Origin of the sequence: Frateuria terrea, from assembly GCF_900115705.1 — a bacterium.
GTDB classification, from domain to species: domain Bacteria; phylum Pseudomonadota; class Gammaproteobacteria; order Xanthomonadales; family Rhodanobacteraceae; genus Frateuria_A; species Frateuria_A terrea.
In genome coordinates this window covers 314,663-336,296 of record NZ_FOXL01000004.1, presented here as the reverse complement: position 1 = coordinate 336,296, position 21,634 = coordinate 314,663, and the positions used below count along the sequence as shown (strand labels likewise).

Genomic DNA, 21,634 nt, shown 5'->3' with positions numbered 1-21,634 from the left:
CCTGTCATCGGCCCTGCCATATGGTGAGCAGCGCACGATAACAGCCCACGCCCAGAGACTTCCATGCCGAGCAACGAGACCGTCCGCCGTCAGCGCACCATGGGGGGCGCATTGGGCGTGATCGTGCTCGGTTCGGCGCTGGTGTATCACTTCTTTCCGCGGGTATTCCATGTGGATCCGGCGACCCTGACCGCCCACCGCCCGGCCTCGGGCGGTTTCTCGCCTGCTGGCGGCCGACGCCCGGCACGGACGCCGCTGAACGCCGAGCTCGACGCCGGACCGCCGCTCACGCTGGCGCCGGCCGCGGTCATCGCCGCGCGCATGAACCGGGGCAACCAGCACCTGCCCGAACAGCTGAGCGCAGACACCCCTGCGGTGCAGGCATTGCTCGCCAGGGGCGGCAAGGCCCTGCAGGCGGGGCGGCTGGTCGGCGGCGAGGAAAGCGCGGCGTTCCTGTACGCCAAGGCGCTGCACGACAAGCCGGACAGCCGCGCGGCCGCGCAGGGACTCAACCAGGTGCGGGCGCAACTGGTGGCGCAGATAAGCCAGGACATCGCGGTGGGCGATGCCGATTCGGCGCAGGAGTTGCTCGACGGCCTGCGCGGCCTGCCCAACAGCGCCAGTGACGTGGCCCAGCTGGAGCAGGGCCTCAAGACGCTAGCGACGGTCCGTCCGATGCTGGCCCAGGCCGCCTCGATGTTGCAACGGGGCAAGGCCGACCAGCCTCAGGGCGCCAGTGCGTTGGACCTGTACCGCAAGGTGCAGGAGCTCGATCCGCAGAACGCGATGGCCGAGCAGGGCATCTTCCAGGTGCAGCGGGCGGTGCTGGACCGGGCGCTGGCGGCCGTCGCGCAGAACGACTTCGCCGCCGCCGACCGGGCGCTGGCCGAGGCTGACACGATCCGGCCCGGCTCGCGGCAGCTGGTCGACGTGCGCAGCCGCGTCGAGGGGATCCGCCAGCAACGCGCCAGTGGCCTGCTGGCACAGGCGCGTTCGGCGCTGGATGCCGGCAACCTCGAGCTTGCGCAGCGGCTGGCGGGGCAGGCGCAGGCGCTGCAACCCGACCTGAAGGGCATCGACGAATTCGAGCAGCAGTTGACGAATGCCCGGCTGTACGCCAGCTATAAACCCGGACAGGTGTTCAGCGACCGCTTCGTCGACCTGCCGGGCCACACTCCATCGATGGTGGTGATTCCCACCGGCAGCTTCCAGATGGGGGCTCCGGACGCGGAGGACGACCGCACCGACGCCGAAACCCCGCGCCACCAGGTCACTATCGCCAAGGGCTTCGCGATGGCGCGCAGCGCGGTGACCGTTGGCCAGTTCCGCGAGTTCGTGCGCGCAGCCGGCTATCAGCCCGACTCGATCAAGCTTGGCGGCGCCAGCGTCTACGACGAACGCAGCGGAGCATTGCGTGACGATTCGCGCGCCAGCTGGCAGGACGATTACGCCGGCCACCCCGCGCAGGACGACTTGCCGGTGGTCAACGTCTCCTGGCGCGACGCCAAGGCCTATGCCGACTGGCTGAGCCAACGCACGGGCAAGCATTACCGGCTGCCTAGCGAAGCCGAGTTCGAGTACGCGCTGCGCGGCGGCACCCAGACCCGCTACTGGTGGGGCCAGCGTGCGCCAACCAGCAAGGTCGAAAACCTCACCGGCAGCGGAGACCGCTCGCCCAGCGGCCGGCGCTGGAGCAACGCCTTCCCGAGCTACCGTGACGGATATTGGGGTCCTGCGCCGGTGATGAGCTTCGCCGCCAACCCATTCGGGCTGTATGACATCGATGGCAACGTCTCGGAGTGGGCTGCGGACTGCTGGCACGACAATTACGTGCGCGCGCCGGTCGACGGCAGTGCCTGGCTCAATCCCGGCTGCAGCGTGCGCGTGGTGCGCGGCGGGTCGTGGGGCAGTTCGCCCGAACAGGTGCGCTCGGCCTACCGGCAGGGAGCCGACGGCAAGGTGCGCAGCGCGCGCGTTGGGTTCCGTGTCGTTCGCGAGCTGTAGACGCCCCTCTGGCGAGCATCAGGCGGGAAGCCCGAACGGAGGCCAACAAGGCTGCCTTGGTGCCTATCCAAGCCTTGCGACATCTGCAAAACTGCCGATCCGGCCAGCGGAACATGCGGCCCGCCGGTAGCCCGGCAGGCCGACCCATCCGAGGGAGGGACGCGATGAACCCGGAAACCGTACGCCTGTTCGTGCCGTTCAGCGCCGAGGCCCCCTGGATCGTGCGCGGCGAGGCTTCCCGAGTGGGCACCTACCCGACCCGGGCCGAAGCGATCTCGGCTGCCGTAAGGGTGCGTGCCAAGCTGGTGCGGGCCTGGGGGCTGCAGCATCCGCCCGTGCGGGTGCAGGAGAGCGACGGCAGCTGGCGCGAACTGTCCGATCCGGATGCCACGACCTTGTTGCAATAGGTAGCACCATGGAAAAAACATCCGGCCCCTGGCGGATACTGCTAGTCGAAGACGAGATGCTGGTGGCGATGTTGCTGGAAGACATGCTGGCCGAAGCTGGCCACACCATCATCGGGCCCATGGCCCGCATCGACCAGGCCGTGGAAGCGGCGCGCAGCGCAGCGATCGACCTGGCGATCCTGGACGTGAACCTCGGCGGCGAGGAGGTTTACCCGGTCGCCGAGGCGCTGGCCGCCCGCGAGATCCCGTTCGCCTTTGCCACCGGCTACGGAGCCCATGGCCTGCGCGAGCCGTGGCAGGACCGGCCCACGCTGCAGAAGCCGTTCCATCGCAATGACCTGTTCCGAATGGTGGCCGAGCTGGCTTCCTCCTGTTCCTGTTGAGGCTGCCTGCCGGGCTCCGGGGGTGTATGGGATAGCGCCCCCGCTGGGCGTCGCCCCTCCAAATGCACGTGCGGTGGCATCCGATGGGCCACCCGGAATGCGACGCGGGGCACGGCCCGCGCAAGGCACTCACGCGTCCCCAGCACAGGTGCGCTAAGATAATTTACAGGCCGTTGGTTTCACTAACATTTCACGCTTCGGTCGGTTCAGTATCGGGTCAATGTGCCGATACATCGGTAGCGGGCGATTCGGGATCAGCCAGGGGACGGAAGATGCCAAAGGGGATAGGGACAAACATTTGGCTCCGGCACGTCGCCGTGGCCTTGGGGTACGCGCTGGCGTACACCCTTTTGCGCCACGTCTCTTTTTCGTTCTGGCTGATCTTCGCCGGATGCCGTCTCGGCGTCCTGCTGTTTGTCCCTTATCGGTATTGGCCTGCGCTCGCCATAGGCGAGTGCCTCGCCTTGGTACCCCATGGCATGGCGTGCGCGCCCGAGTACGGCTGGCTCTGGGGCGTTGGCTACATGCTGCCTCCGATACTGTTCGCCATGCCGGTCGTCCGGTGGTGCCGCGAACGGCGTCGCATGTTCCCTTCGCGGAACGCGACGAACATCAACGTCTTCTTGTCTTGCACGTTGGCCGTTTCGGCTATCTGGACGGCGGTGAACATGGTCACCTTCTCGGTGATGCAGTGGCCGGCAGGAGCGTTCCACTACCAGCTCAGGTCGGTCGTCGGCTGGTATTTCCTGGGCAACTACATCGGCATCCTCACCCTCGTCCCGCTGATCCTGTTTGTCCGCGAGGAACTCCCGATCGCCGACCTGCGCCAGCTGTGGGCGAAGTTCTCGGAAAGCCGCCTGGTGATGGATTCGGCGTTTTTGCTGGTTCCCGCACTGGTTTTGTTGGTGTGGCTGGTACGGGGAGCATCCGGGGATGTGAGCCGCGAGGCACGGGTGGCCATGTTTTTGCCCGTGGCCTGGTTGGCGCTACGGCATGGGTGGCGTGGCGCGGCTTTGGGTGGGACGGCCGCCAGCATCGCCGTGGTGCTTACCGTTACGGGCGTTCGCGACACGGACACAGTACAGGCTTTGGTATTCATCGCGTTCACCATTACCACCATGCTGATGTTGGGCGGGCGCATTGCGCTGCTCCACGAGGGGGAGATGCGCGAGAAGACCGATGCCCGGTTGGCGCTGGCCATGGCACAGCGGAATGTCTTCATGGGGGAAATGCAATTACGGCAGACCTCCTACGCCCTGGAACAGGTCAGCGGCGCCATCCAGGCGTCCTACACGCAGCTGGTTGGGCGCCTACGTGGCCTGCTTCCGGGCCTCGATGAACGTACCTACTATCGCCAGGCGGCACTCACGCAGCACCAGATGTACCGCCTGGCCGACTCGTTATATCCGTTGGCATGGCGCGAGCGTGGCTTGCTGGCCGCCCTGCGCGAAGGCTCGATGCCGCGCGCCCTGGACGAAGCTGGCATCGTCTACTGGTGCGACGTGCGCGACGGGAAATTGGATGAACTTCCAACCAGCGTGCACATCACGCTTTATCGTCTCGCCTGTGAGGCAGTTGCCCTGGCTTGCTCCAAGCGCAATATCAGCCACATCCACGTGCGGCTTCGCGGGGGATCGTTCGGAGGTCGCCGCTGGGTAGCGCTTTGCGCGGACACTCGTGTCGAGTACGAGCGACTTAGCCGCGTACGTTGGGATGACCTGGCGTCGGCTCTTGGCGGGAGCGGGTTGGGCTTGGGCGCCATCAAGGACCGCGCCGCAATCTTCCGCGGTAAAGTCCGGGCAAGGTCGCTGCCAGGTGGCGAGCGTTTGAGCCTCATGCTCTTCGAGCCGGACCTGCTGTAATTCGCGTGAAAAAAAAACCGCCTTGAAGGCGGTTTTTTTTTTCAATTCAAGTGGGCATTGCATTCCACTGGATCGTTGCATGGGGCAACTGCCGCAGCCGTCGTCGGCGTGGTAGCGCTGAATACGGTCGTGCCATCGCTCATGGGCACCGCATTGAGCTGGACGCTGTCGTCGCGGTAGACGGTTTCGGTGTACGAGCTCAGCGGTACCACGGTGTTGGACGCCGTCACCGGCTGCTGCGGGGTCGAAAGGCTGTTTGCGTTGCGGCCCATCGGCAGCACCAGGAACTGGCCGTTGGCGGTGGCGAAAGCCACGCGCACGTTGCCATCGAGGTCGTTGACCTGGATATACCTCACGCCATTGCTGGCAAACGTATAGACGTGCCAGTGCGCGCTTGCACTCACGTCCTGCGCATTCGGCCAGCTTTGACCCAGGCCAGTGCCCGGCGCCTGTGCCGCAAAAGCGGGAGCCGAAAGGCTCATGACAACCAGGCCGGCGCAGAGCGCACGGCGCGGCAGGAATTTGATCATAGCCATGTCCCCTTGTTGGACTGCTCACTAATTGAGCAATGTCACTCTAACAGCAGCAAAAGTGATTTTTTTGAGAAACATCATGGAAAATCGAGCGCATGAGCCATTGCGGTTGCCCATCCGATCGTTTCCATTGCCCGGCGGCAAACAAAAAGCCCGCACGCGGCGGGCTTTTCCGGCGCGAACAGCACGCCTTCTTGTGGTACCGGTGATAGGACTCGAACCTACACTCTGTCGCCAGAAGCGGATTTTGAGTCCGCCGCGTCTACCATTCCGCCACACCGGCACAAGAACGCGAATTATGCCCGGGTCAGTGCACCGGGTCGAGTCCCAGCTGGCGTTCGCAGCGCTCGTAGCCATGGTCTTCGGGCAACGGCTGGAAGATCGCGCAGCGCGTCATGTTGCCGGAATAGATGTGCAGGCTGACTGCGATCGCGTCATCGCTGGGATTTCGGATGGTGTGGTACTCGTGAGGCGGTATCAGGCTGCCGGCGGAGCCGGGGCCGGCCTGAATCGAGCCGACCGGCTGGAAGCGGCAATGGCCGTTCTCGTCGGCCAGGCGCTCGTACTGCACCACTTCCAGCGCTCCGCTCCAGACGCCCTCGACGCACCACATGCCGCAGTGGTCATGGATCGGCGTGCCCTGTCCGGGACCCCACGTCATCGCCACCACGCAGTAGCCATGCTGCTCGCTGCGGTACAGCTCGCGGCGGGCGTACCGGCCCTCGGCGGTCTCGAACACGCAGTCGGGCAGTTTCACTGCGCCGCTGCGCATGAGCTTGCACAGGCTGTTGCGCAGGGTATCGGTCACCGCGAACGTGGAGTTCATGGCGACGGCATGGTCGATCGCGTCGATCAGCTCGCGGCAGCCGGGGAATTGCGTGGTGAGCATGGGGTTTTCTCGCAGTACAGCTTCACGCCGAGTTTAACGCACCGGTGTTAGCAGGCCGAGACAGGCCCGTCAGTAATTCACAGACCGGCCAGAAAACCGCCGATGGCGCGGCTGTAGTTGGGGATGTCGACCAGGAAGGCGTCGTGGCCCTGCGGCGAGTCCAGTGCCACGAAGTCGACGTGGGCGCCAGCGGCGGACAAGCCAGTGGCGATCTGCTCCTGCTGCTCCAGAGGGAACAGAATGTCGGTGCTCACGCCGATCACCAGCGCGCGTTCGATCTGAATGCGCTTGAGGCCCTGCATGATGTCGCCACCGCCGTACTCGCCGATATCGAACCAGTCGCTGGCACGTGAGAGGTAGAGATAGCAGTTGGGATCGAAGCTGCGCACGAAGCGTTGCGCGTGGCCCTGCAGATAGGATTCGACCTGGAACTCGAAGCCGAATGGCTCCCCTTCGCGCTTTTCCGGGTCCAGCCGGATGCGCGCGAAGCGGCCATTCCACTCCATCGCGGAGCGATAGGTGATCACACCCAATTTGCGCGCGATGCTCATGCCCATCTCCGGATAGCGCGTGCCGTGGCCATCGTGGATGTCGTAGTCGCCGCCGTTCCATTGCGGGTCCAGCCGGATCGCCTCGCGTTGCAGCGAGCGGATGGCGATGGCGAACGGCTGCGCCTGCGGTGCGGTATCGACGCTGACGTGTGCGCGCACGCTGCCGGGGTGCAGAACCATGTAGGCCAGCGCACCCATGCCACCCATCGAGCAGCCGACGAGACAAGCCAGGCGTTCGATTCCGAGGCCATGGTGGACCAGTTCGAAGGCGGCATTGGCGACATCTTCCAGCGCCAGTTCGGGAAAGCCGAGGCGGTAGGGCTCACCGGTGGCCGGATCGATCGAGGCTGGACAGGTCGAGCCCTTGTCGCTGCCCAGCGAGTTTGCGCAGATGACGAACCAGCGGTCGGTGTCGATCGCCTTGCCGGGACCGAGCATGCCTTCCCACCAGCCGGGGGTCGGATCTTCCGCGTTCGAGGCCGCATGCGCGCTGGGCGACAGGCCGGTGAGGATCAGCACGGCGTTGTCGCGTGCCGCGGTGAGCCGCCCCCAGGTCTCGTAAGCCACCTGTGCCCCGAGCAACCGGCCGCCGCGCTTCATCGCGAATGGCGAGGGCAGGGCGTAGTAGCGGCGGGCGTCAGGGGCTCCCGTGTTCATGGGTGAACCTTGTCGATGACGATCCGTATCGGGCCGGCATGGTCCACATCGACCACGCCCGCATCACCTTCCAGGTCGCCCGCCTGGGCGATCGCCTGGCCGCTGGCGCTGACCCGGGCGCCGACGAAGACCTTGTCGGTGGAGGAGAGCTTGAACTGCGGCGACATGGCCATGGCATCGGTAAGCGTGACGGTGGCCGGCAGCCGTGAAGCTTCGAGGCGGGCCACCGCCAGCGGCATCGGAGGGCCTTGCTCTGCGCGCGCATAGACGAACAGCACGGCCCCTGGCCTGAGCTTGCCGCGCAACGACGGATCGAGCTCGACCTTCACCGTCAGGCGCGGGCCCTGGGGCGCGGCGGCAGCCGCCGGGGCCGGCTTGCCGCCAGCCCTAGCCTCGGCCACGGCAATCTGCTCGGTCACGGCCTTGGCCACGTTGGAGCCGGGATCCAGCAGCGGCTGCAGGCGGCGCCAGGTGGCGGTGGCGGCAGTGTAGTCGTCATGCTGGAACTGGCTGATGCCGAGCAGCCACAGACCGCGCTGGTTGGCTGGGTCGGCCTTTACGGCCTGCTTGAGCAGGTCCAGCGCACGGCCCTCAATGCGATGGTCGCTCCGCGCCATGGAATCGGCTTCGGCCCAGCCGACCATGGCCGTGCTGCTGTGGGGATCCAGCCGCAGCGCCTGGCCATAGGCGCTGCGTGCCTGCGCGTCCTGGTGCATGGCCGCCTCGGTCTGCGCCAGCAGCAGCCAGCCCTGGAGATCGTCCGGCTGCTGCTTGAGGTGGTCGCGCAATTCGGCCACCGCCTGGTCGATGTCCATGGTCGGCTGCGCCGCCACGCCGTCGAGCGTTACCGGTGTACCCACGAGCAAGTAGAGCCCGCCGGCGGTCAGCGGCAGCACGAAAGCGACGACCAGCGTCAGCGCGAAGATGCCAGCTGGGCGGCCCTGCCGTCGGCCATGCCGCACCAGGGGCCAGAGCAGCAGGGCGAGCGCCACCGCGATCATCGCGGCAGCGATCAGGTAGAACGCGAGCTTCACCAATCATCCCCTTGTTCGATCGTGGCGTTGTCGACCAGGCGGCTGTCGATGCGCGTGGCACGGCCGCGCTTGCGGATGGTCACCAGCACCACGGCGGCGCCGAGCGCCAGGAACAGGCCCGGACCGAACCACAACAACCAGGTGGACGGCTTCACCGGCGGGTCGTACAGCACGAAATCGGAGTACCGATCGACCAGGTACTGTTTGATCTCATCGTCGCTCTTGCCCTGCTGCATCAGCCCGAACACCTCGTGGCGCAGGTCGCGCGCCAGGTCGGCGTTGGAGTCGGCGAGGTTCTCGTTCTGGCAGACCAGGCAACGCAGCTGCCGGGTGAGGTTCTGGAAGCGCACTTCCTGGGCTTGATCCTTGAACGGCAAGGGGTCGATCGCCTGGGCCGCGGCGAGGCCCGCAAAAGCCAACAGCAGCACGGCGAGCAACCGGACAAGCGCACGGCTCATGGCGCGGTCCCCCGCTTCAGCTGCGCGATCAGCGGCTTCAGCTCGCGCTCGATCACCTCGGGCGTGAACGGACCGATGTGCTTGTAGCGGATCACGCCCTTGGCATCGATCAGGAAGCTTTCCGGCGCCCCATATACTCCGAAGTCGATCGCCGTGCGGCCGGGCTGGTCGGCCACCACCATGTCGTAGGGGTTGCCGTGTCGGGCGAGCCAGGCCCTGGCATCGTCGGGCGCGTCCTTGTAGTCGTAGCCGACCAGCGGTACGCCCAACGTGCGGCCCTCGGCCATCAGCACCGGGTGCTCCTCGCCACAGGCGACGCACCAGCTGGCGAACACGTTGACCAGGTAGGGCTTGCCCAGCATGGAAGCCTTGCTGACGGTCGTCGCCGGATCTTCGAGGAGCGGCAGTACGAACGCTGGCGCCGGCTTGCCGATCAACGGCGAGGGTACTTCGCGCGGATCGTGCCGGGTGTTCCACCAGATGCCGAAGCCGAACAGCCCGACCAGCAACAGGAAGCCGATCAGCGGCAGCGAACGGGTCATGCGCGCGATTCCTTCGCCAGCAGCGCCGGCTCGACCGCGACCTTGGCGGGCGCACGCCCGGCGCGGAAGCGCCGGTCAGCCGCGGCGACGAAGCCACCCAGCATCATGAACAGGCCGCCGCCCCAGATCCAGCGCACGAACGGCTTGGCGTAGAGCCGCAGCGCCCAGGCACCCTCGAGGTTGTTCGGATCCATCGGTTCGCCGAGTGCCACGTAAAGGTCGCGAGTGACGCCGGGGTCGATCGCCGACTCGGTCTGCACCTGGCCGCGCGGATAGGTGCGCTTCTGCGGGTGCATGACATCGATGGTCCTGCCGTCCTGCAGTACGGTGACCGTGCCCTGTTCCGCATGCCAGTTGGGGCCGCGGGTGGCATGGACGCCGTCGAAGCGGAAGGTGTAGGTGCCCACGGTCTGCATATCGCCCGGGGCCATGCGCACGTCACGGGTGACGCTCAGCGATTCGGACAGCAACACACCGACGAGGAACACGCCCAGGCCGAAGTGCGCCAGCAGCATGCCGGCCATTTCGGCGGGATAACGCCGTCCGCGCGGCATCTCGCGCCAGCGCTTGTAGACGTAAAGCAGCGTGCCGACGCCGCACCACACTGCCGCGGCCACGCCGGCGATCGCCCTGGCCTGGCCCTGCACGAAGAAGGCTGCCACGATGGCACAGGCGACCGCGGCGACGGCCACCCGCAGCAACACGCTTTTGAGCGGCCCGGCCTCGCTCTTGCCCCAGCGCAGGAACGGCCCGAACGGCAGCAGCAAAACCACCGGTAGCATCAACAGTGGGAACAGGAAGCCGAAGTAGGGGGGGCCGACCGAGATCTTGCCCAGGTGCAGCGCATCGCCGATCAGCGGGAACAGCGTACCCAGCAGCACCATGGCGGCGGCGACGGTGAACATCAGGTTGGCGATCAGGATCACCGTCTCGCGCGAGAGCAGGGCGAACGCCTTGCCGCCGGCCACCTTGGGCGCGCGAACCGCGTACAGCAGCAGCGAGCCGCCGATCACGATGGCCAGGAAAGCCAGGATGTACAGGCCGCGGCGCGGATCGGACGCGAACGCGTGCACCGAGGTGAGGACGCCCGAGCGCACCAGGAAGGTACCCAGCAGCGACAGCGAGAAGGCGAAAATCGACAGCAGGATGGTCCACGCGCGCAGGCTGCCGCGCTTCTCCGTCACCGCCTGTGCGTGGATCAGCGCCACGCCCACCAGCCACGGCATGAAGCTGGCGTTTTCCACCGGATCCCAGAACCACCAGCCGCCCCAGCCCAGCTCCGCGTAGGCCCACCAGCTGCCGGCCACGATGCCGCAGGTGAGGAAAGCCCAGGCCGCGTTGGTCCACGGCCGCGCCCAGCGCACCCAGCCCTGTTCCAGCGACCCGCCGAGCAGCGCGGCGATGGAGAAGGCGAAGGCCACCGAGAAGCCCACGTAGCCCATGTACAGCACGGGCGGGTGGAAGGTCATGCCCGGATCCTGCAGCACCGGGTTGAGGTCGCCGCCGTCGGGGGGCATCGGCAGCAGGCGCGCGAACGGGTTGGAGGTAAAGATGATGAAGGCGAGGAAGCCGACCGCCACGATGCCCAGCACGCCCAGCACGCGGGCCAGGAAAGCTTCCGGCAGCTGGCGGCTGAAGGCGGCCAGCGCGACCGTCCAGACGTTGAGGATCAGCACCCACAGCAGCATCGAGCCCTCGTGCGCGCCCCAGACCGCGGCGATCCGGTAGTACCAGGGCAGGGCGAGATTCGAGTTGTCGGCCACGTACTGCACCGAGAAATCGAATCGCAGGAACGCCCATACGAGCAGACCGAATGCCATGGCCACGAAGACCGCCTGGCCGGCGGCGGCGGGACGGGCGACGGCCATCAGCGCGCGGTTGCCGCGCCAGGCGCCAACCAGCGGGAGCACGCCCTGCGCCAGGGCCAGCAGCATGGCGAGTATCAGCGCGAGTTGACCGAGTTCCGGAGTCATTGCGGCATTCCGCTGGCGGCCACCGCCTTGCCACCATGGTGCGCCTTCTCCATGGCGTCCTTCAGTTCCTTCGGCATGTAGGTTTCGTCGTGCTTGGCCAATACTTCGGTGGCGACGAAGTGGTCGCCATCCATGTGTCCGGTCGCGATCACCGACTGGTTGTCGCGAAACAGGTCCGGGAGGATGCCGGTGTATTCGACCGGCATGGCGCCGTCGGCGTCGACAACCGTGAAGCCGACCTGGAGCGATTTGCCCGAACGCTGGATCGAGCCGGCCTTGACCATGCCGCCCAGCCGGAAGGTCTTGTACGCCTCCGCCTGGCCGGAACGCACCTGGCTGGGCGTGAACAGGTAGTTCATGTTCTGCTGCAGGGCGAAAACGGTCAGCCCCACGGCCACCACGGCAGCAGCGAGGACAAGCAGGACAATGATCAGGCGGCGTTTGCGGGTCGGATTCATGAATTCACGGCAGGCGTAGCGGAGCGATGCTGGCGCGCGGTTTGACGCGCCAGGCGGGCGCGAAGTTCACGCAGGTTGCGACGGCGGCGCAGCAGGGGAGAAACGAAATCGGCGAGCAGCACGATGAAGAACACTGCATAAGCCGGCCAGACGTACGCGGCATAACCACCCATGGCAAAGAAGTGGCTCATGCCTGCTCTCCGGGGACGCTGTTCTCCGTGGCGATCCTGCGAACCCAGTCCTTGCCGCTTTCCAGCTCAAGCAGGTCTGCGCGCACGCGACCGAACAGGCTGGCGACGTAGTAGAGCTTGGTCGCCACCATCATCGTCAGCAGCGGCCACAGCATGCTGGCGCTGATCTTGGACGGGCCCAGGATGCGCACCGTCGAGCCCTGGTGCAGCGTGTTCCACCAGTTCACCGAGAAGTGCACGATCGGCACGTTGATGATGCCGATGATGGCGAGGAAGGCGGCGGCACGCGCCCCCTGGCGCCGGTCCTCGAAGGCGTGGTAGAGCCCGATCACGCCCAGGTACAGGAACAGCAGCACCAGTTCGGAGGTCAGCCGCGCGTCCCAGGTCCACCAGGTGCCCCACATCGGCTTGCCCCACAGCGAACCGGTGACCAGGGTTATGAAGGTGAAGGCTGCCCCGATCGGTGCCGACTCCATCGCCACCGCTTCGGCCAGCTTGATCCGCCACACCAGCGCGACGAACGACGCGACCGCCATCACACCGTAGATGAACAGCCCCATCCAGGCGCTGGGTACGTGGATGAAGATGATGCGGTAGGCGTCGCCCTGCTGGTAATCGGCAGGCGCCAGCGCGAGCCCGCCGTAGAGCGCCACCGCACCGGCGACCAGCGCCAGGCCGAGGAACCAAGGCCGCAACGTGCCCGCAAAACGATAGAAGATCGGCGGCGAGCCGAGCTTGTGCAGCCAGAGGGGAATCCACTTGGACATGTCTTAAGCGTCCAGCGCAATACGAAGGGCGGCCGCGCAGGCGAGCGGCGCCAACACCAGGGCCAGGGCGAGCGCTGCGCCTAGCCAGGCGATCGGTGCGACCCACGGTAACCCCTGTTGGGCGGCCGCGACCGCGCCTGCGGCAAAGATGACCACCGGCACGCAGAGTGGCAGCAGCATCAGGGCGAGCAGCATACCAGAGCGCCGCGTCCCGGCCGTCAGCGCGACCAGCACTGCGCCCAGCAGGCTGAGCATCGGGGTAGCCATCAGCAGGGCCAGCAGCAGTACGCCCATCACCGCCAGCGGCAGATGCAGCATGCCGGCGAGCAACGGCGCCACCACGATCAATGGCAAGGCCGTGGTCAACCAGTGCGCCAGGATCTTCATCGCCAGCATCAGCGCCAGCGGCTGGGGCGCCAGCACCAGTTGCTCCAGCGACCCGTCCTCGATATCGCTGCGGAACATCGCATCGAGCGCCAGCAGCATGGCCAGCAGCACGGTGACCAGCACTACGCCGCCTGCGATGCGTTGCAGCAGGGCGTCTTCCGGGCCCAGGGCGAACGGGAACAAGGTCGCCACGATCAGCGCATACAGCACCGGCATGGCGATATCGCCGCGCCGCCGCCAGGCCAGTGTGAGGTCGCGCCGCAATACTTCGGCGCAAGCACGGGGCAGGGAGGCCTGGTTCATGACGAAGCACCCCAGGCCCGCGCTCTTGCAATCGCGACCAGGGAGGGCGCGAGGCAAAACCCTGGCCTTCTCCCTCGGTCGCGCAGGGGCGAGGGCACCAGCCGGTGGATACGCACACTAGCCATGCATGCGAATCCGCTTCGGCTCGCCGCCATGGAAACTCACGGCCCCATGGCTGGTCACCAACGCCGCGCCACCACCAGCGATGTGCTCCTCGAGCAACTGGTTGACCAGCGCGATACCCGCCCGATCGAGGTTCGCGTAGGGTTCGTCCAGCAACCACAGCACCGCCGGCAACAACAACAGCCTCGCCAGTGCGGCGCGCTTCTTCTGGCCCGCGGACAGCCGCCGCACCGGTTCGTCTTCGTAGCCGGCCAGGCCCACTTGGATCAGTACCGATGCCGCGGTACGCCCACTGCGCGTGCCATGCAGCCCGGCGGCGATGCGCAGGTTCTCGCGTGGGCTCATGTCCATCTTCAGGCCCAGCTGGTGGCCCAGGAAAAGCACGTCGCCCGCGCGCTCATCACGATTCCAGCCCCGGCCACGCCAGCGCAGCTCGCCTTCACCGACGTGCAGCAGGCCGGCGAGCAGGCGCAACAAGGTGGTCTTGCCGCTGCCGTTGTCGCCCTCCACCAGCGCCAGCTCGCCGGCATGCAGGGCGAAGTCCAGCGGCCCGAACACCGGCTCGTCGGCGCGCAGGAAAGACAGGCCCCGCGCTTGCAGCAGCGGAATGGCATCGGTGGGAGTCATCCGGGGAATTGTCCGCAATGGGTGCGAGGGTTGTCCATGCGGTACGGCGGCGCACCCAGGCGCGGCGGTATTCAGCCCAGTCGCAGCCCGGCCGTTCCCGCCCCATGCCCGGACAGCCAGGCATTCTGGCCGTATCGCTCGCCCAGTTGCTGCAGCGTGGCGGGCGCGATACCCACGATCCAGAAACTCGGTTCACGCCATCCGTCCGTTCCACAGCCCAGTGCCGGGTGGACATCCAGCGAGGCATCGTCCTGCAGGTCGGCCAGCAACTGCCGCTGGGCCTGACGGTTGGCCTTGGCCGATTGCGGGCGCGAACGCGGGTTCCAGGCGGTGAAAAATCCCCAGTCGCGGTCGCCGGCAAGCGGTCGCAAGGCCGCCGGCAGCGGCTCGCCGATACGGATGATGGCGGCACCGCCCGAATGCAGCCGCACGCGGTAGGCGCTGCGACAGTAGGCCCGGAGCAGCTCATCGTCCACGGCGCAGCGCTGGCAGGGGCGGCAGCGTGGCCTTGAGTGTCGCCACGGCCACGTCCAGGTCGACGCCGGCCGGATCGCTCGAATCGCGCAGCAGCTGGTCCAGCAACATGTCTTGCGCGCGCCCCCGTTCGAGTGCGTAGGCGTAGTCCAGGTGCGTAAAGGTGACCATGCGATAGCGCGCCATGAAATGTTCCGGCGCCCTCGCGGCCAGGCGGGCACCGAGCTCGCGTTTGGCCAGGTAGCGGGGATCGGCCACCGAATCGCGCATCTCGACGTAGTTTTCCAGCGCCATCGCGGCAATGGCGTCCGCGTTCGGCTGGCGAAGGCGCTGGAACTCGGCGAAAGCCTCGGCCGGGTCGTTGCCATCCAGCAGGCGGGCCAATGACACCGTGTCTTCGAAACCGCAGTTCATGCCCTGACCGTGAAACGGCACGATCGCGTGCGCCGCATCGCCGACCAGCAGCGCGCGGCCGTCGAGGTGCCAGCGCTCGAGGTACAGCGTGGCCAGCGTGCCGACCGGATGGGTGTCGTAGTCGGTTCCGAAGCGCGGCAGCAGTGGCAGCAAGTCCGCGAAGTCGTGGCGGAAGAACGTCTCGGCCGCGCGTGCGTCCGGCAGCGTGGCGAAGCTCGGGTACGGCCCCTGCGCCGGCAGGAACAGTGTGACGGTGAAGCTGCCTGCGGTGTTGGGCAAGGCAATGCACATGTATCCGCCGCGTGGCCAGATGTGCAGAGCGTTGGGCTCGATGGCGAACTGGTCATGGCCGCCGCCGTGCTCGAGCAACTCGGGAGACAGCTCGGAGGCCGGGGGAATTTCCAGCTCCTTGTAGCCATGCCCCAGCCACTCGACGCGTTCGCCCAGCGCACGATAGGCGTTCATCGCCGAACGCAAGGTCGAGCCAGCGCCGTCCGCACCGATCAGGACGGGAGCGTCGAACACCCGCTCGGTGCCGCCAGCATCGACCAGGCGCATGCGTCCAGCATCGAAATCGGCAGCCACCAGGCCCTGGCCGAAGTGGAAGCGCGCACCGGCCGACTCGGCCGCGTCCAGCAGCCACATGTTGAGTCCACCGCGCGAGACCGACCAGATCACCTCGCTGTCGTCCACGCCGTAGCGTTGCAGCCCGCTGCGGCCGTCAGGTGTGTGCACCATGCGGCCGCGCATCATCACCGCGCGTTGCAGCACCTCTTCGGCCAATCCCGCGCTGCGCAACGCCTGCAGGCCGCGTTCGGCCAGCGCCAGGTTGATCGAGCGGCCACCTGCGAACCCGGCCATGCGCGGATCGGGGCGCTTCTCGAACACGTCCACGGAGAAACCGCGCCGCGCCAGTTGCTGGGCCAGCAATGAGCCGACCAGGCCGCCGCCAATCAGGGAGAGGGAGGGTTTGCTGCTCATGGGCGATCCGTGGCGGGCATCGCCGAACTGTTCCGCAAGCGCGGCAGGGTTGCAATGGTTGTCAGAGCCGGATCGGCATTTCGACGACCACAAGAGTGATGGCTCGTCCCGAGACCGGGCCCTGTTCCCAGCCTTCTCCGGGAGGGTCGAAAGGGCGAACGTCGTCCTTGCGGGCGACCCTTACCTTGGTCAGGAGCTGATCAGCCCTTGCGGTTCTTGTTTGGCGGCGTCTGTGCGGCCGCGTCGAGGAAGCCGCGTTGCATGGTCTTCCATGCGTCCAGGTTGCGCTCGGTCAACTCGTTGAGCATCGACCAGGGAGTCTGTCCCATCAGGCTGTTCAATTGGGCGCGGAACTGCTGCTGCTGGTCGAGGAACACCTGCAGGCTTCGTTCCAGGTAGGGTCCCATGAAGCCCTGCAGCGAATCACCGTAGAACCGGATGATCTGGCTGAGCAGCTGCGGCGAAAGCATCGGCTGACCCTTTTCCTCGTGCTCGGAGATGATCTGCAGCAGTACCGAGCGGGTCAGGTCCTCGCCGCTCTTGGCATCGCGGACCTCGAAGGTTTCGCCGTCCAGTACCAGCTGACGGACTTCTTCCAGCGTGATGTAGCTGGAGATCTCCGTATCGTAGAGCCGGCGGTTCGGATACTTCTTGATGATGCGCAGTTTTTGTGCCATGCGGCACACGCTAGCAGAACGTATTGCGCTGCACCAGATATCCATGCTGCACCCGCCGGTGCAGCAAAGAAACCCATGCCGCTAAGCGTCAATGCCCCACTGCGCCGCCTGCACTGCCGAACGGCGGCCTGGCGAACCACAGGATCGGGATCAGCAGCACGAACAGCACTGCGCAGCCGAGAAAGACGTCGTTCACCGCCAGCGTCAGCGACTCGCGCGTAACCAGTTGGTTGAGCAGGCCCAGGCCCTGGGTGTGCGACATCCCCATGTGCGAAACCTGTTGCAGGAAGCCGGTGGTGGCCGGATGGACAGCGTCGATGTTCTCGGTCAGCGTGGCATGGTGCGTCTCGCCACGATGCTGCCACAGGGTCACGGTCGCCGCGGTGGAGATGCTCGATCCCATCGTTCGGCAGAAATTGGACAGGCCGGTCGCGCTGGCGATCTGTTCCGGTGGCAGGCCGGAGAGATAGATCTGGTTGAGCGGAATGAAGAAGCAGGGAATGGCAATGCCCATCACGAAGCGCGGCCACACCAGCGAGGAGAAAGAAGCCAGGCTGTTGAACGTGGAGAACCAGTAGGACGTGATGGCGAAGACGATGAAGGAGAACGTCACTACGCCGCGAAGTTCGAGCCGGTGCAGGTTGCGCCCCAGTATCGGGGCCATCAGGAAGGCCAGCACCCCCACCGGCGCGGTCGCCAGGCCGGCCCAAGTGGCGGTGTAGTTGAGCGTCACCTGCAACCATAACGGGAACACCACGTTGATGCCGAAGAACGCGAACATCCCCAGGGTCAGGGCGACTACGCCCACGGTGAAGTTGCGCTCCTTGAACAGCGCCAGGTCCACCACCGGATGCTTGGCGTGCAACTCCCACACGATCAGGAAGGTCAGGCAGACGAGCGCGACGATGCCCAGCGCGGTAATCATCGGCGAGGCGAACCAGTCGTTGTCGTTGCCGTTGTCCAGCATGAATTGCAGCGCGCCCACGCCCAACACCAGCAAGCCCAGGCCAACCGCGTCGATCGGCGTCTTGGCCGTCTTCGTTTCGCGCTTGTGCAGCAGGCCCCAGGTGATCACCGCCGCGGCGAGGCCCACCGGCAGGTTGATGTAGAAGATCCACGGCCAGGAGAAGTTGTCGGTCAGCCAGCCACCGAGGATCGGCCCGAAGATCGGCGCCACCACGACCGTCATCGCCCATAGCGCCAGCGCGATGCCCTGCTTGGCCTTCGGATAGCTGGACAGCAGCAACGTGAGCGACAGCGCCACCATCGGGCCGGAACCGGCGCCCTGCAGCAGACGTGCGATCACCAGCAGCGGCATCGAGGTAGCCAGGCCGCAGACCATCGAGAAGGTGACGAACAACAGCACCGACACCACGAAGCTGCGCACTTCGCCGAAGCGCCGCGCGATCCAGCCGGTCAACGGCTGCATGATCGCGCTGGCGAGCGCATACGAACTGATCGTCCAGGTGCCCTCGCTCGGGCTCACACCCAGGCTGCCGGCGATGTGCGGCACGGCCACGTTGACGATGGTCATGTCCAGCACTTCCATGAAGGTGCTGAATGCGACGGCGATGGTGAGCAGCACCAGCGCCGCGCCATGCAGGGGCGGCAGCGGCTTGGTGTCGTTGGGCGTGTCGGCCATGGGGAAGGGCCTTCGGGTTAGTGGGCGGCGCGGGGCAGGTTGGCCTGGATGATGCGCTGGGCCTCGTCGTCGGCCTTGCCCATCAGGCGGTCGTACACGTTCGTCTCGGCGACTGGCTGCTGTGCGGGAGCCTGGGCGAGCACCGGACCGCGATCGTCGGTGATGTCCACCGTGACCGTGGTCGACAGGCCCACGCGCAGCGGATGCTTGTCCAGCTCTCTGTTATCCAGGGCAATGCGCACGGGGACGCGTTGCACCACCTTGATCCAGTTGCCAGTGGCGTTCTGCGCCGGGAACAGCGAAAACGCGCTGCCGGTGCCCGCGCCTAGACCGACGACCTTGCCGTGGTATTCGACGCCGCCGCCGTAGATGTCGGCCTCGATGTCCGCAGGCTGTCCGATGCGGATGTGCTGCAGCTGGCCTTCCTTGAAGTTCGCGTCGATCCACAGATCGTGCAGCGGCACCACGGTCATCAGCTGCTGGCCAGGCTGCACGCTGTTGCCCAGCTGCACGCTGCGCTGGGCAACATAGCCGGACACCGGCGCCAGGATCGCGTTGCGCTGCGCGGCGATCCAGGCGGCGCGGAAGTTGGCGCGGGCCTGCAACACGGCCGGGTTCTCAGCCACGTCGGTGCCTTCGATCGCGGCGTGGGCCGCGGCGGCTTGCGCCTGCGCCGCTTCCAGCGCCGCGCGCGCCTGCGCCTCGCCGTCACGCAGGTGCTGCACGATCTCGGGCGACTCGGCGTGCGCGGCGAGCAGCGGCACGTGGCGCTTGAGGTCCGCCTGCAACTTGTCCAGTTCGAGTTTCCGCGCAGTGACCTGCGCATCGGCGCTGCTGGCCGAGCTGGTTTGCTGGCGCACGCCTCGTACCGCCTGAGCCAATGCACTGCGTGCCTGCGCCAGGCGCACCCGGGCATCGGTCGGGTCGAGCTTGACCAGCACCTGGCCAGCCTCCACGCGCTGGGTGTCATCGGCCATGATCGCGACGACGGTGCCTGGCACCTGCGCGGAAATCGTCACTTGGTTGCCGCCCACGTAGGCGTTGTCGGTCTTCTCGCGGTGCGAGAAGACGAACAGCCACAACAGCAGCCAGACCAGCGCGATAAGAATGAACACGGCGGCCACGATGATCAGCGCGCGTCGGCGCTTGGCCGGGTTCTTGGCGGCCAGGCCGCTGTCGTTGTCGGCGGGCTTGTCGGCTTCAGTGGCGCTCATGGATGGCGGCTCCGGCAGGGGAAGGGGAGGAAGAGGCAACGGCAGGTGTGGGTGCGCTGCGGTAGCCGCCACCCAGCGCCTTGATCAGCGCCAGGTCGGTCGCCAACGCCTGCGCGTGCAATTGGGTGGCTGCATCGCGTTGCTGCAGTAGCGTGAGCTCGGCCGCGAGGCTTTCGCGGGCATCGCGCACGCCCTGGCGCAGCCGGGCCTGCGCATTGGCAAGCAGGCGTTCGTCCGCGGCGAGTTCGGACTGCTGTTCCTTGCGCTGGGCAGCAAGCTGTTCGGCGCTCAGCGCCTGCGTGGAGACCTCGCGTGCCGCCCCCAGCACCGTGCTGCGGTATTGCGCTACGGCGCTGTCCAGCTGGGCACGGCTCAAGCCGTAGTTCGCCTCCAGTGCGCCGCCTTCGAAGATCGGCAGATGCAGCGCCGGGGTCACCGCGAACACGCGGCTGCCGGGAGTGAACAGCTTGCCCATGTCGATGCTGGACAGCCCCGCCAACGCGGTGAGGCTCAGGTCCGGGAAGAACTGCGCACGTGCTGCATCGGTCTGCTTCAGTGCGGCTTCGACCTGCCAACGACTGGCAGCGATGTCGGGGCGGCGCGCGATCAGGTCGAGGCCGGCGTTTTCGGGCAGGCCGGGCGCCACGTCCGGCAGCGGGCGGGCATCGAGTTGGGGCAGCTCGGCTGGCGCCACACCCAGCAGCGAGGCAAGCACGACCTGGCGCACCTTGGCTGAGCCGTCGATGGCGGTGCGCAGCTGCTTCAGTCCGGCCACCTGCGCCTGCGCCTGTTCCACCGTGTCGGCCAGGTCGACGCCCTGGCGGACACGCAGCTGGGCTATCCGCAACAGCTTCTCGCCCGCGGCCAGCGAGCGGTCGGCGAGCGCGAGCCGCGCCTGGTCGGCCAGCCAGTCGAAATACGTGCTGGCGACGGCGTACTGCAAGGCCAGCGCCGCCGCACTGCGTTGCGCCTCAGCCGCATGCGCCTGGTCCAGCGCCGCCTCGACCGTCGCGCGCTTCTTGCCCCACCAGTCGAAGTCGTACTTCAGCTGCATGCCCAGGTCGGCCTGGTTGTACCAGGTGAAGCCGAGGAATCGTGACGGGATCAGGCCGTGCTCGCTCATCCGCTGGCGCGCGTACTGCGCGTTGCCGTTGATGCTCAGGCCCATCTGCGCCGCGGCCAGGCGGGCCGATTGCTCCGCGCCCTGCACGCGGCTTTGCGCCAGCGCGAGGTCAGGCGCCTGGCGCAGTGCGCGGTTGATCAGTTCGTCCAACTGGGGATCGTCGTAGGCATGCCACCATTGCGCACCCGGCCAGCCGGCACGGCTGGTTGCCTGCAGGCCGGCAAGAGGCACGTCGTTGCGCAACGGCGGCGGCGCAAGTCTCGCCGGCGGCGCGGCGCACGCGGCCAACGCCAGCAAGGTCGCCGCGGCCAGCGCGGTGCGAAGGCGAAGTAGGGCAGGTTTCATGGGGCGTCCTTGGGAGAGGGAACCTCGTCCAGGCGGTCGAGGTTGTCGGCGAGCTTGCGTAGCAGCCGGCTGAAACTTCGCTTGTCGGTATCGCTGAAACCGACGAATGCTGCGCTCACGCGGGGGAATAACGGCGGCAGCAGCTTCTGCACGAAGCGACGCCCGGCCGGCGTGATGCGGATGACCACCCGACGGCGGTCCTCTTCGCTTGCACCGCGGGTGATCAGCCCACGCTTGACCAGCGCGTTGGCGATCCGGGTCATGTTGGTGGCCCCTTGCGAGGTGTATTCGCACAGCTCGCCGGGCGTGGAGCTGCCGTCCGGGCGGCTATACAGGATCATCAACGTGAGGAAGTCGCTGTGGTTGATCTTGCTGGGCTTGAGCGCCTGCTCCACCGCTTCGTCGAAGGTGTGGCCGACCATCAGCAGCAGGCGCGTCAGGCGCGCTTCGGCAGCGGGCATGTCGGGAATGACCTGACTGACCCGGCCGATCCCCTCGTCCATCATTGCGATGCAATCGCCCAACCGTGCCATTTCACCAGCTCATATTTCACCAGTGAAGTAAAGTAGCGCGGCAATATGGGACAGGCAAGTGTCGCGAGCGCGCGTTGCAGCG

At 66.7% G+C, this 21,634-nt stretch carries 23 protein-coding genes and 1 tRNA gene; 4 read left to right on the top strand and 20 right to left on the bottom strand.

Features of this window, described 5'->3' with window-relative positions:
- Nucleotides 1-63 precede the first annotated feature (63 nt).
- The 4 genes from BMZ38_RS08065 to BMZ38_RS08050 all read left to right on the top strand — a co-directional run bounded on the left by BMZ38_RS08065 (nt 64) and on the right by BMZ38_RS08050 (nt 4,656).
- Nucleotides 64-2,004 carry a formylglycine-generating enzyme family protein gene (locus BMZ38_RS08065; RefSeq protein ID WP_091336184.1) on the top strand — a complete coding sequence of 647 codons (1,941 nt, stop codon included), beginning with the start codon at nt 64-66 and terminating at the stop codon, nt 2,002-2,004.
- A 164-nt stretch (nt 2,005-2,168) separates the two neighbouring features.
- Nucleotides 2,169-2,411, top strand: coding sequence for a DUF2188 domain-containing protein (locus BMZ38_RS08060; RefSeq protein ID WP_091336182.1), 243 nt, complete (start codon nt 2,169-2,171; stop codon nt 2,409-2,411).
- An 8-nt stretch (nt 2,412-2,419) separates the two neighbouring features.
- Nucleotides 2,420-2,794, top strand: coding sequence for a response regulator (locus tag BMZ38_RS08055; RefSeq protein WP_091336180.1), 375 nt, complete (start codon nt 2,420-2,422; stop codon nt 2,792-2,794).
- Nucleotides 2,795-3,111: 317 nt separating this feature from the next.
- Entirely contained in the window at nt 3,112-4,656 is a 1,545-nt protein-coding gene (locus BMZ38_RS08050) for an MASE1 domain-containing protein (protein WP_175483707.1), read from the top strand.
- A 41-nt stretch (nt 4,657-4,697) separates the two neighbouring features.
- On the opposite strand, the gene BMZ38_RS08045 is transcribed toward BMZ38_RS08050, so the two are convergent.
- The 20 genes from BMZ38_RS08045 to BMZ38_RS07950 form a co-directional block, all read right to left on the bottom strand.
- Complete coding sequence (locus tag BMZ38_RS08045) at nt 4,698-5,192, bottom strand: hypothetical protein (RefSeq protein WP_139202403.1); 495 nt, start codon at nt 5,190-5,192, stop codon at nt 4,698-4,700.
- A 194-nt stretch (nt 5,193-5,386) separates the two neighbouring features.
- Nucleotides 5,387-5,472, bottom strand: a tRNA-Leu gene (locus tag BMZ38_RS08040).
- Between the two features lie 24 nt (nt 5,473-5,496).
- Nucleotides 5,497-6,078: a cysteine dioxygenase family protein gene (locus BMZ38_RS08035; RefSeq protein WP_091336174.1), complete on the bottom strand. Its 582-nt coding sequence runs from the start codon at nt 6,076-6,078 to the stop codon at nt 5,497-5,499.
- Between the two features lie 77 nt (nt 6,079-6,155).
- Nucleotides 6,156-7,286 carry a homoserine O-acetyltransferase MetX gene (metX, locus tag BMZ38_RS08030; RefSeq protein WP_091336171.1) on the bottom strand — a complete coding sequence of 377 codons (1,131 nt, stop codon included), beginning with the start codon at nt 7,284-7,286 and terminating at the stop codon, nt 6,156-6,158.
- Nucleotides 7,283-8,320: a tetratricopeptide repeat protein gene (locus BMZ38_RS08025; protein ID WP_091336169.1), complete on the bottom strand. Its 1,038-nt coding sequence runs from the start codon at nt 8,318-8,320 to the stop codon at nt 7,283-7,285. The genes metX and BMZ38_RS08025 overlap by 4 nt, the downstream gene beginning before the upstream one ends.
- A complete protein-coding gene (locus BMZ38_RS08020; RefSeq protein WP_091336167.1) occupies nt 8,317-8,778 on the bottom strand; it encodes a cytochrome c-type biogenesis protein in 462 nt (153 codons plus the stop codon). Before BMZ38_RS08020 ends, BMZ38_RS08025 begins: the two co-directional genes overlap by 4 nt.
- Nucleotides 8,775-9,320, bottom strand: coding sequence for a DsbE family thiol:disulfide interchange protein (locus BMZ38_RS08015; RefSeq protein ID WP_091336165.1), 546 nt, complete (start codon nt 9,318-9,320; stop codon nt 8,775-8,777). The genes BMZ38_RS08020 and BMZ38_RS08015 overlap by 4 nt, the downstream gene beginning before the upstream one ends.
- Nucleotides 9,317-11,293, bottom strand: a complete 1,977-nt coding sequence (locus tag BMZ38_RS08010) for a heme lyase CcmF/NrfE family subunit (RefSeq protein WP_091336163.1) — start codon at nt 11,291-11,293, stop codon at nt 9,317-9,319. Before BMZ38_RS08010 ends, BMZ38_RS08015 begins: the two co-directional genes overlap by 4 nt.
- Nucleotides 11,290-11,751 carry a cytochrome c maturation protein CcmE gene (gene ccmE / locus BMZ38_RS08005; RefSeq protein ID WP_091336161.1) on the bottom strand — a complete coding sequence of 154 codons (462 nt, stop codon included), beginning with the start codon at nt 11,749-11,751 and terminating at the stop codon, nt 11,290-11,292. The genes BMZ38_RS08010 and ccmE overlap by 4 nt, the downstream gene beginning before the upstream one ends.
- Entirely contained in the window at nt 11,748-11,942 is a 195-nt protein-coding gene (gene ccmD / locus BMZ38_RS08000; protein WP_091336159.1) for a heme exporter protein CcmD, read from the bottom strand. The genes ccmE and ccmD overlap by 4 nt, the downstream gene beginning before the upstream one ends.
- The gene (locus BMZ38_RS07995) at nt 11,939-12,709 is read right to left on the bottom strand and encodes a heme ABC transporter permease (protein ID WP_091336157.1); all 771 of its coding nucleotides are present in this window, start codon (nt 12,707-12,709) and stop codon (nt 11,939-11,941) included. The genes ccmD and BMZ38_RS07995 overlap by 4 nt, the downstream gene beginning before the upstream one ends.
- A 3-nt stretch (nt 12,710-12,712) precedes the next feature.
- Nucleotides 12,713-13,399 (bottom strand): heme exporter protein CcmB, encoded by a 687-nt coding sequence (gene ccmB / locus BMZ38_RS07990; RefSeq protein ID WP_091336155.1) that lies wholly within the window; start codon nt 13,397-13,399, stop codon nt 12,713-12,715.
- Between the two features lie 117 nt (nt 13,400-13,516).
- Nucleotides 13,517-14,149: a cytochrome c biogenesis heme-transporting ATPase CcmA gene (gene ccmA, locus BMZ38_RS07985; protein WP_091336154.1), complete on the bottom strand. Its 633-nt coding sequence runs from the start codon at nt 14,147-14,149 to the stop codon at nt 13,517-13,519.
- Between the two features lie 71 nt (nt 14,150-14,220).
- Nucleotides 14,221-14,625, bottom strand: coding sequence for a DUF3293 domain-containing protein (locus tag BMZ38_RS07980; protein WP_091336152.1), 405 nt, complete (start codon nt 14,623-14,625; stop codon nt 14,221-14,223).
- Entirely contained in the window at nt 14,615-16,018 is a 1,404-nt protein-coding gene (locus BMZ38_RS07975; protein ID WP_091336150.1) for an FAD-dependent oxidoreductase, read from the bottom strand. The genes BMZ38_RS07980 and BMZ38_RS07975 overlap by 11 nt, the downstream gene beginning before the upstream one ends.
- Nucleotides 16,019-16,218: 200 nt before the next feature.
- Complete coding sequence (gene phaR / locus BMZ38_RS07970; RefSeq protein ID WP_091336148.1) at nt 16,219-16,695, bottom strand: polyhydroxyalkanoate synthesis repressor PhaR; 477 nt, start codon at nt 16,693-16,695, stop codon at nt 16,219-16,221.
- A gap of 88 nt (nt 16,696-16,783) precedes the next feature.
- On the bottom strand, nt 16,784-18,337 hold the full coding sequence (locus tag BMZ38_RS07965) for a DHA2 family efflux MFS transporter permease subunit (protein ID WP_091336146.1): 1,554 nt from the start codon (nt 18,335-18,337) through the stop codon (nt 16,784-16,786).
- Nucleotides 18,338-18,354: 17 nt separating this feature from the next.
- The gene (locus BMZ38_RS07960) at nt 18,355-19,551 is read right to left on the bottom strand and encodes an HlyD/EmrA/EmrK family protein (RefSeq protein ID WP_091336145.1); all 1,197 of its coding nucleotides are present in this window, start codon (nt 19,549-19,551) and stop codon (nt 18,355-18,357) included.
- Nucleotides 19,538-21,019: an efflux transporter outer membrane subunit gene (locus BMZ38_RS07955; RefSeq protein WP_091336143.1), complete on the bottom strand. Its 1,482-nt coding sequence runs from the start codon at nt 21,017-21,019 to the stop codon at nt 19,538-19,540. Before BMZ38_RS07955 ends, BMZ38_RS07960 begins: the two co-directional genes overlap by 14 nt.
- Nucleotides 21,016-21,552, bottom strand: a complete 537-nt coding sequence (locus tag BMZ38_RS07950; RefSeq protein WP_091336141.1) for a MarR family winged helix-turn-helix transcriptional regulator — start codon at nt 21,550-21,552, stop codon at nt 21,016-21,018. Before BMZ38_RS07950 ends, BMZ38_RS07955 begins: the two co-directional genes overlap by 4 nt.
- Nucleotides 21,553-21,634: the final 82 nt, after the last annotated feature.

Excerpts from the sequence above, each read along its gene's own strand:
- BMZ38_RS08065 (WP_091336184.1), top strand. The coding sequence starts at position 64 with ATGCCGAGCAACGAGACCGTCCGCCGTCAGCGCACCATGGGGGGCGCA.
- BMZ38_RS08060 (WP_091336182.1), top strand. The coding sequence starts at position 2,169 with ATGAACCCGGAAACCGTACGCCTGTTCGTGCCGTTCAGCGCCGAGGCC.
- BMZ38_RS08055 (WP_091336180.1), top strand. The coding sequence starts at position 2,420 with ATGGAAAAAACATCCGGCCCCTGGCGGATACTGCTAGTCGAAGACGAG.
- BMZ38_RS08045 (WP_139202403.1), bottom strand. The coding sequence starts at position 5,192 with ATGGCTATGATCAAATTCCTGCCGCGCCGTGCGCTCTGCGCCGGCCTG.
- BMZ38_RS08035 (WP_091336174.1), bottom strand. The coding sequence starts at position 6,078 with ATGCTCACCACGCAATTCCCCGGCTGCCGCGAGCTGATCGACGCGATC.
- metX (WP_091336171.1), bottom strand. The coding sequence starts at position 7,286 with ATGAACACGGGAGCCCCTGACGCCCGCCGCTACTACGCCCTGCCCTCG.
- BMZ38_RS08020 (WP_091336167.1), bottom strand. The coding sequence starts at position 8,778 with ATGAGCCGTGCGCTTGTCCGGTTGCTCGCCGTGCTGCTGTTGGCTTTT.
- BMZ38_RS08015 (WP_091336165.1), bottom strand. The coding sequence starts at position 9,320 with ATGACCCGTTCGCTGCCGCTGATCGGCTTCCTGTTGCTGGTCGGGCTG.
- BMZ38_RS08010 (WP_091336163.1), bottom strand. The coding sequence starts at position 11,293 with ATGACTCCGGAACTCGGTCAACTCGCGCTGATACTCGCCATGCTGCTG.
- ccmE (WP_091336161.1), bottom strand. The coding sequence starts at position 11,751 with ATGAATCCGACCCGCAAACGCCGCCTGATCATTGTCCTGCTTGTCCTC.
- ccmD (WP_091336159.1), bottom strand. The coding sequence starts at position 11,942 with ATGAGCCACTTCTTTGCCATGGGTGGTTATGCCGCGTACGTCTGGCCG.
- BMZ38_RS07995 (WP_091336157.1), bottom strand. The coding sequence starts at position 12,709 with ATGTCCAAGTGGATTCCCCTCTGGCTGCACAAGCTCGGCTCGCCGCCG.
- ccmB (WP_091336155.1), bottom strand. The coding sequence starts at position 13,399 with ATGAACCAGGCCTCCCTGCCCCGTGCTTGCGCCGAAGTATTGCGGCGC.
- ccmA (WP_091336154.1), bottom strand. The coding sequence starts at position 14,149 with ATGACTCCCACCGATGCCATTCCGCTGCTGCAAGCGCGGGGCCTGTCT.
- BMZ38_RS07975 (WP_091336150.1), bottom strand. The coding sequence starts at position 16,018 with ATGAGCAGCAAACCCTCCCTCTCCCTGATTGGCGGCGGCCTGGTCGGC.
- phaR (WP_091336148.1), bottom strand. The coding sequence starts at position 16,695 with ATGGCACAAAAACTGCGCATCATCAAGAAGTATCCGAACCGCCGGCTC.
- BMZ38_RS07965 (WP_091336146.1), bottom strand. The coding sequence starts at position 18,337 with ATGGCCGACACGCCCAACGACACCAAGCCGCTGCCGCCCCTGCATGGC.
- BMZ38_RS07960 (WP_091336145.1), bottom strand. The coding sequence starts at position 19,551 with ATGAGCGCCACTGAAGCCGACAAGCCCGCCGACAACGACAGCGGCCTG.
- BMZ38_RS07955 (WP_091336143.1), bottom strand. The coding sequence starts at position 21,019 with ATGAAACCTGCCCTACTTCGCCTTCGCACCGCGCTGGCCGCGGCGACC.
- BMZ38_RS07950 (WP_091336141.1), bottom strand. The coding sequence starts at position 21,552 with ATGGCACGGTTGGGCGATTGCATCGCAATGATGGACGAGGGGATCGGC.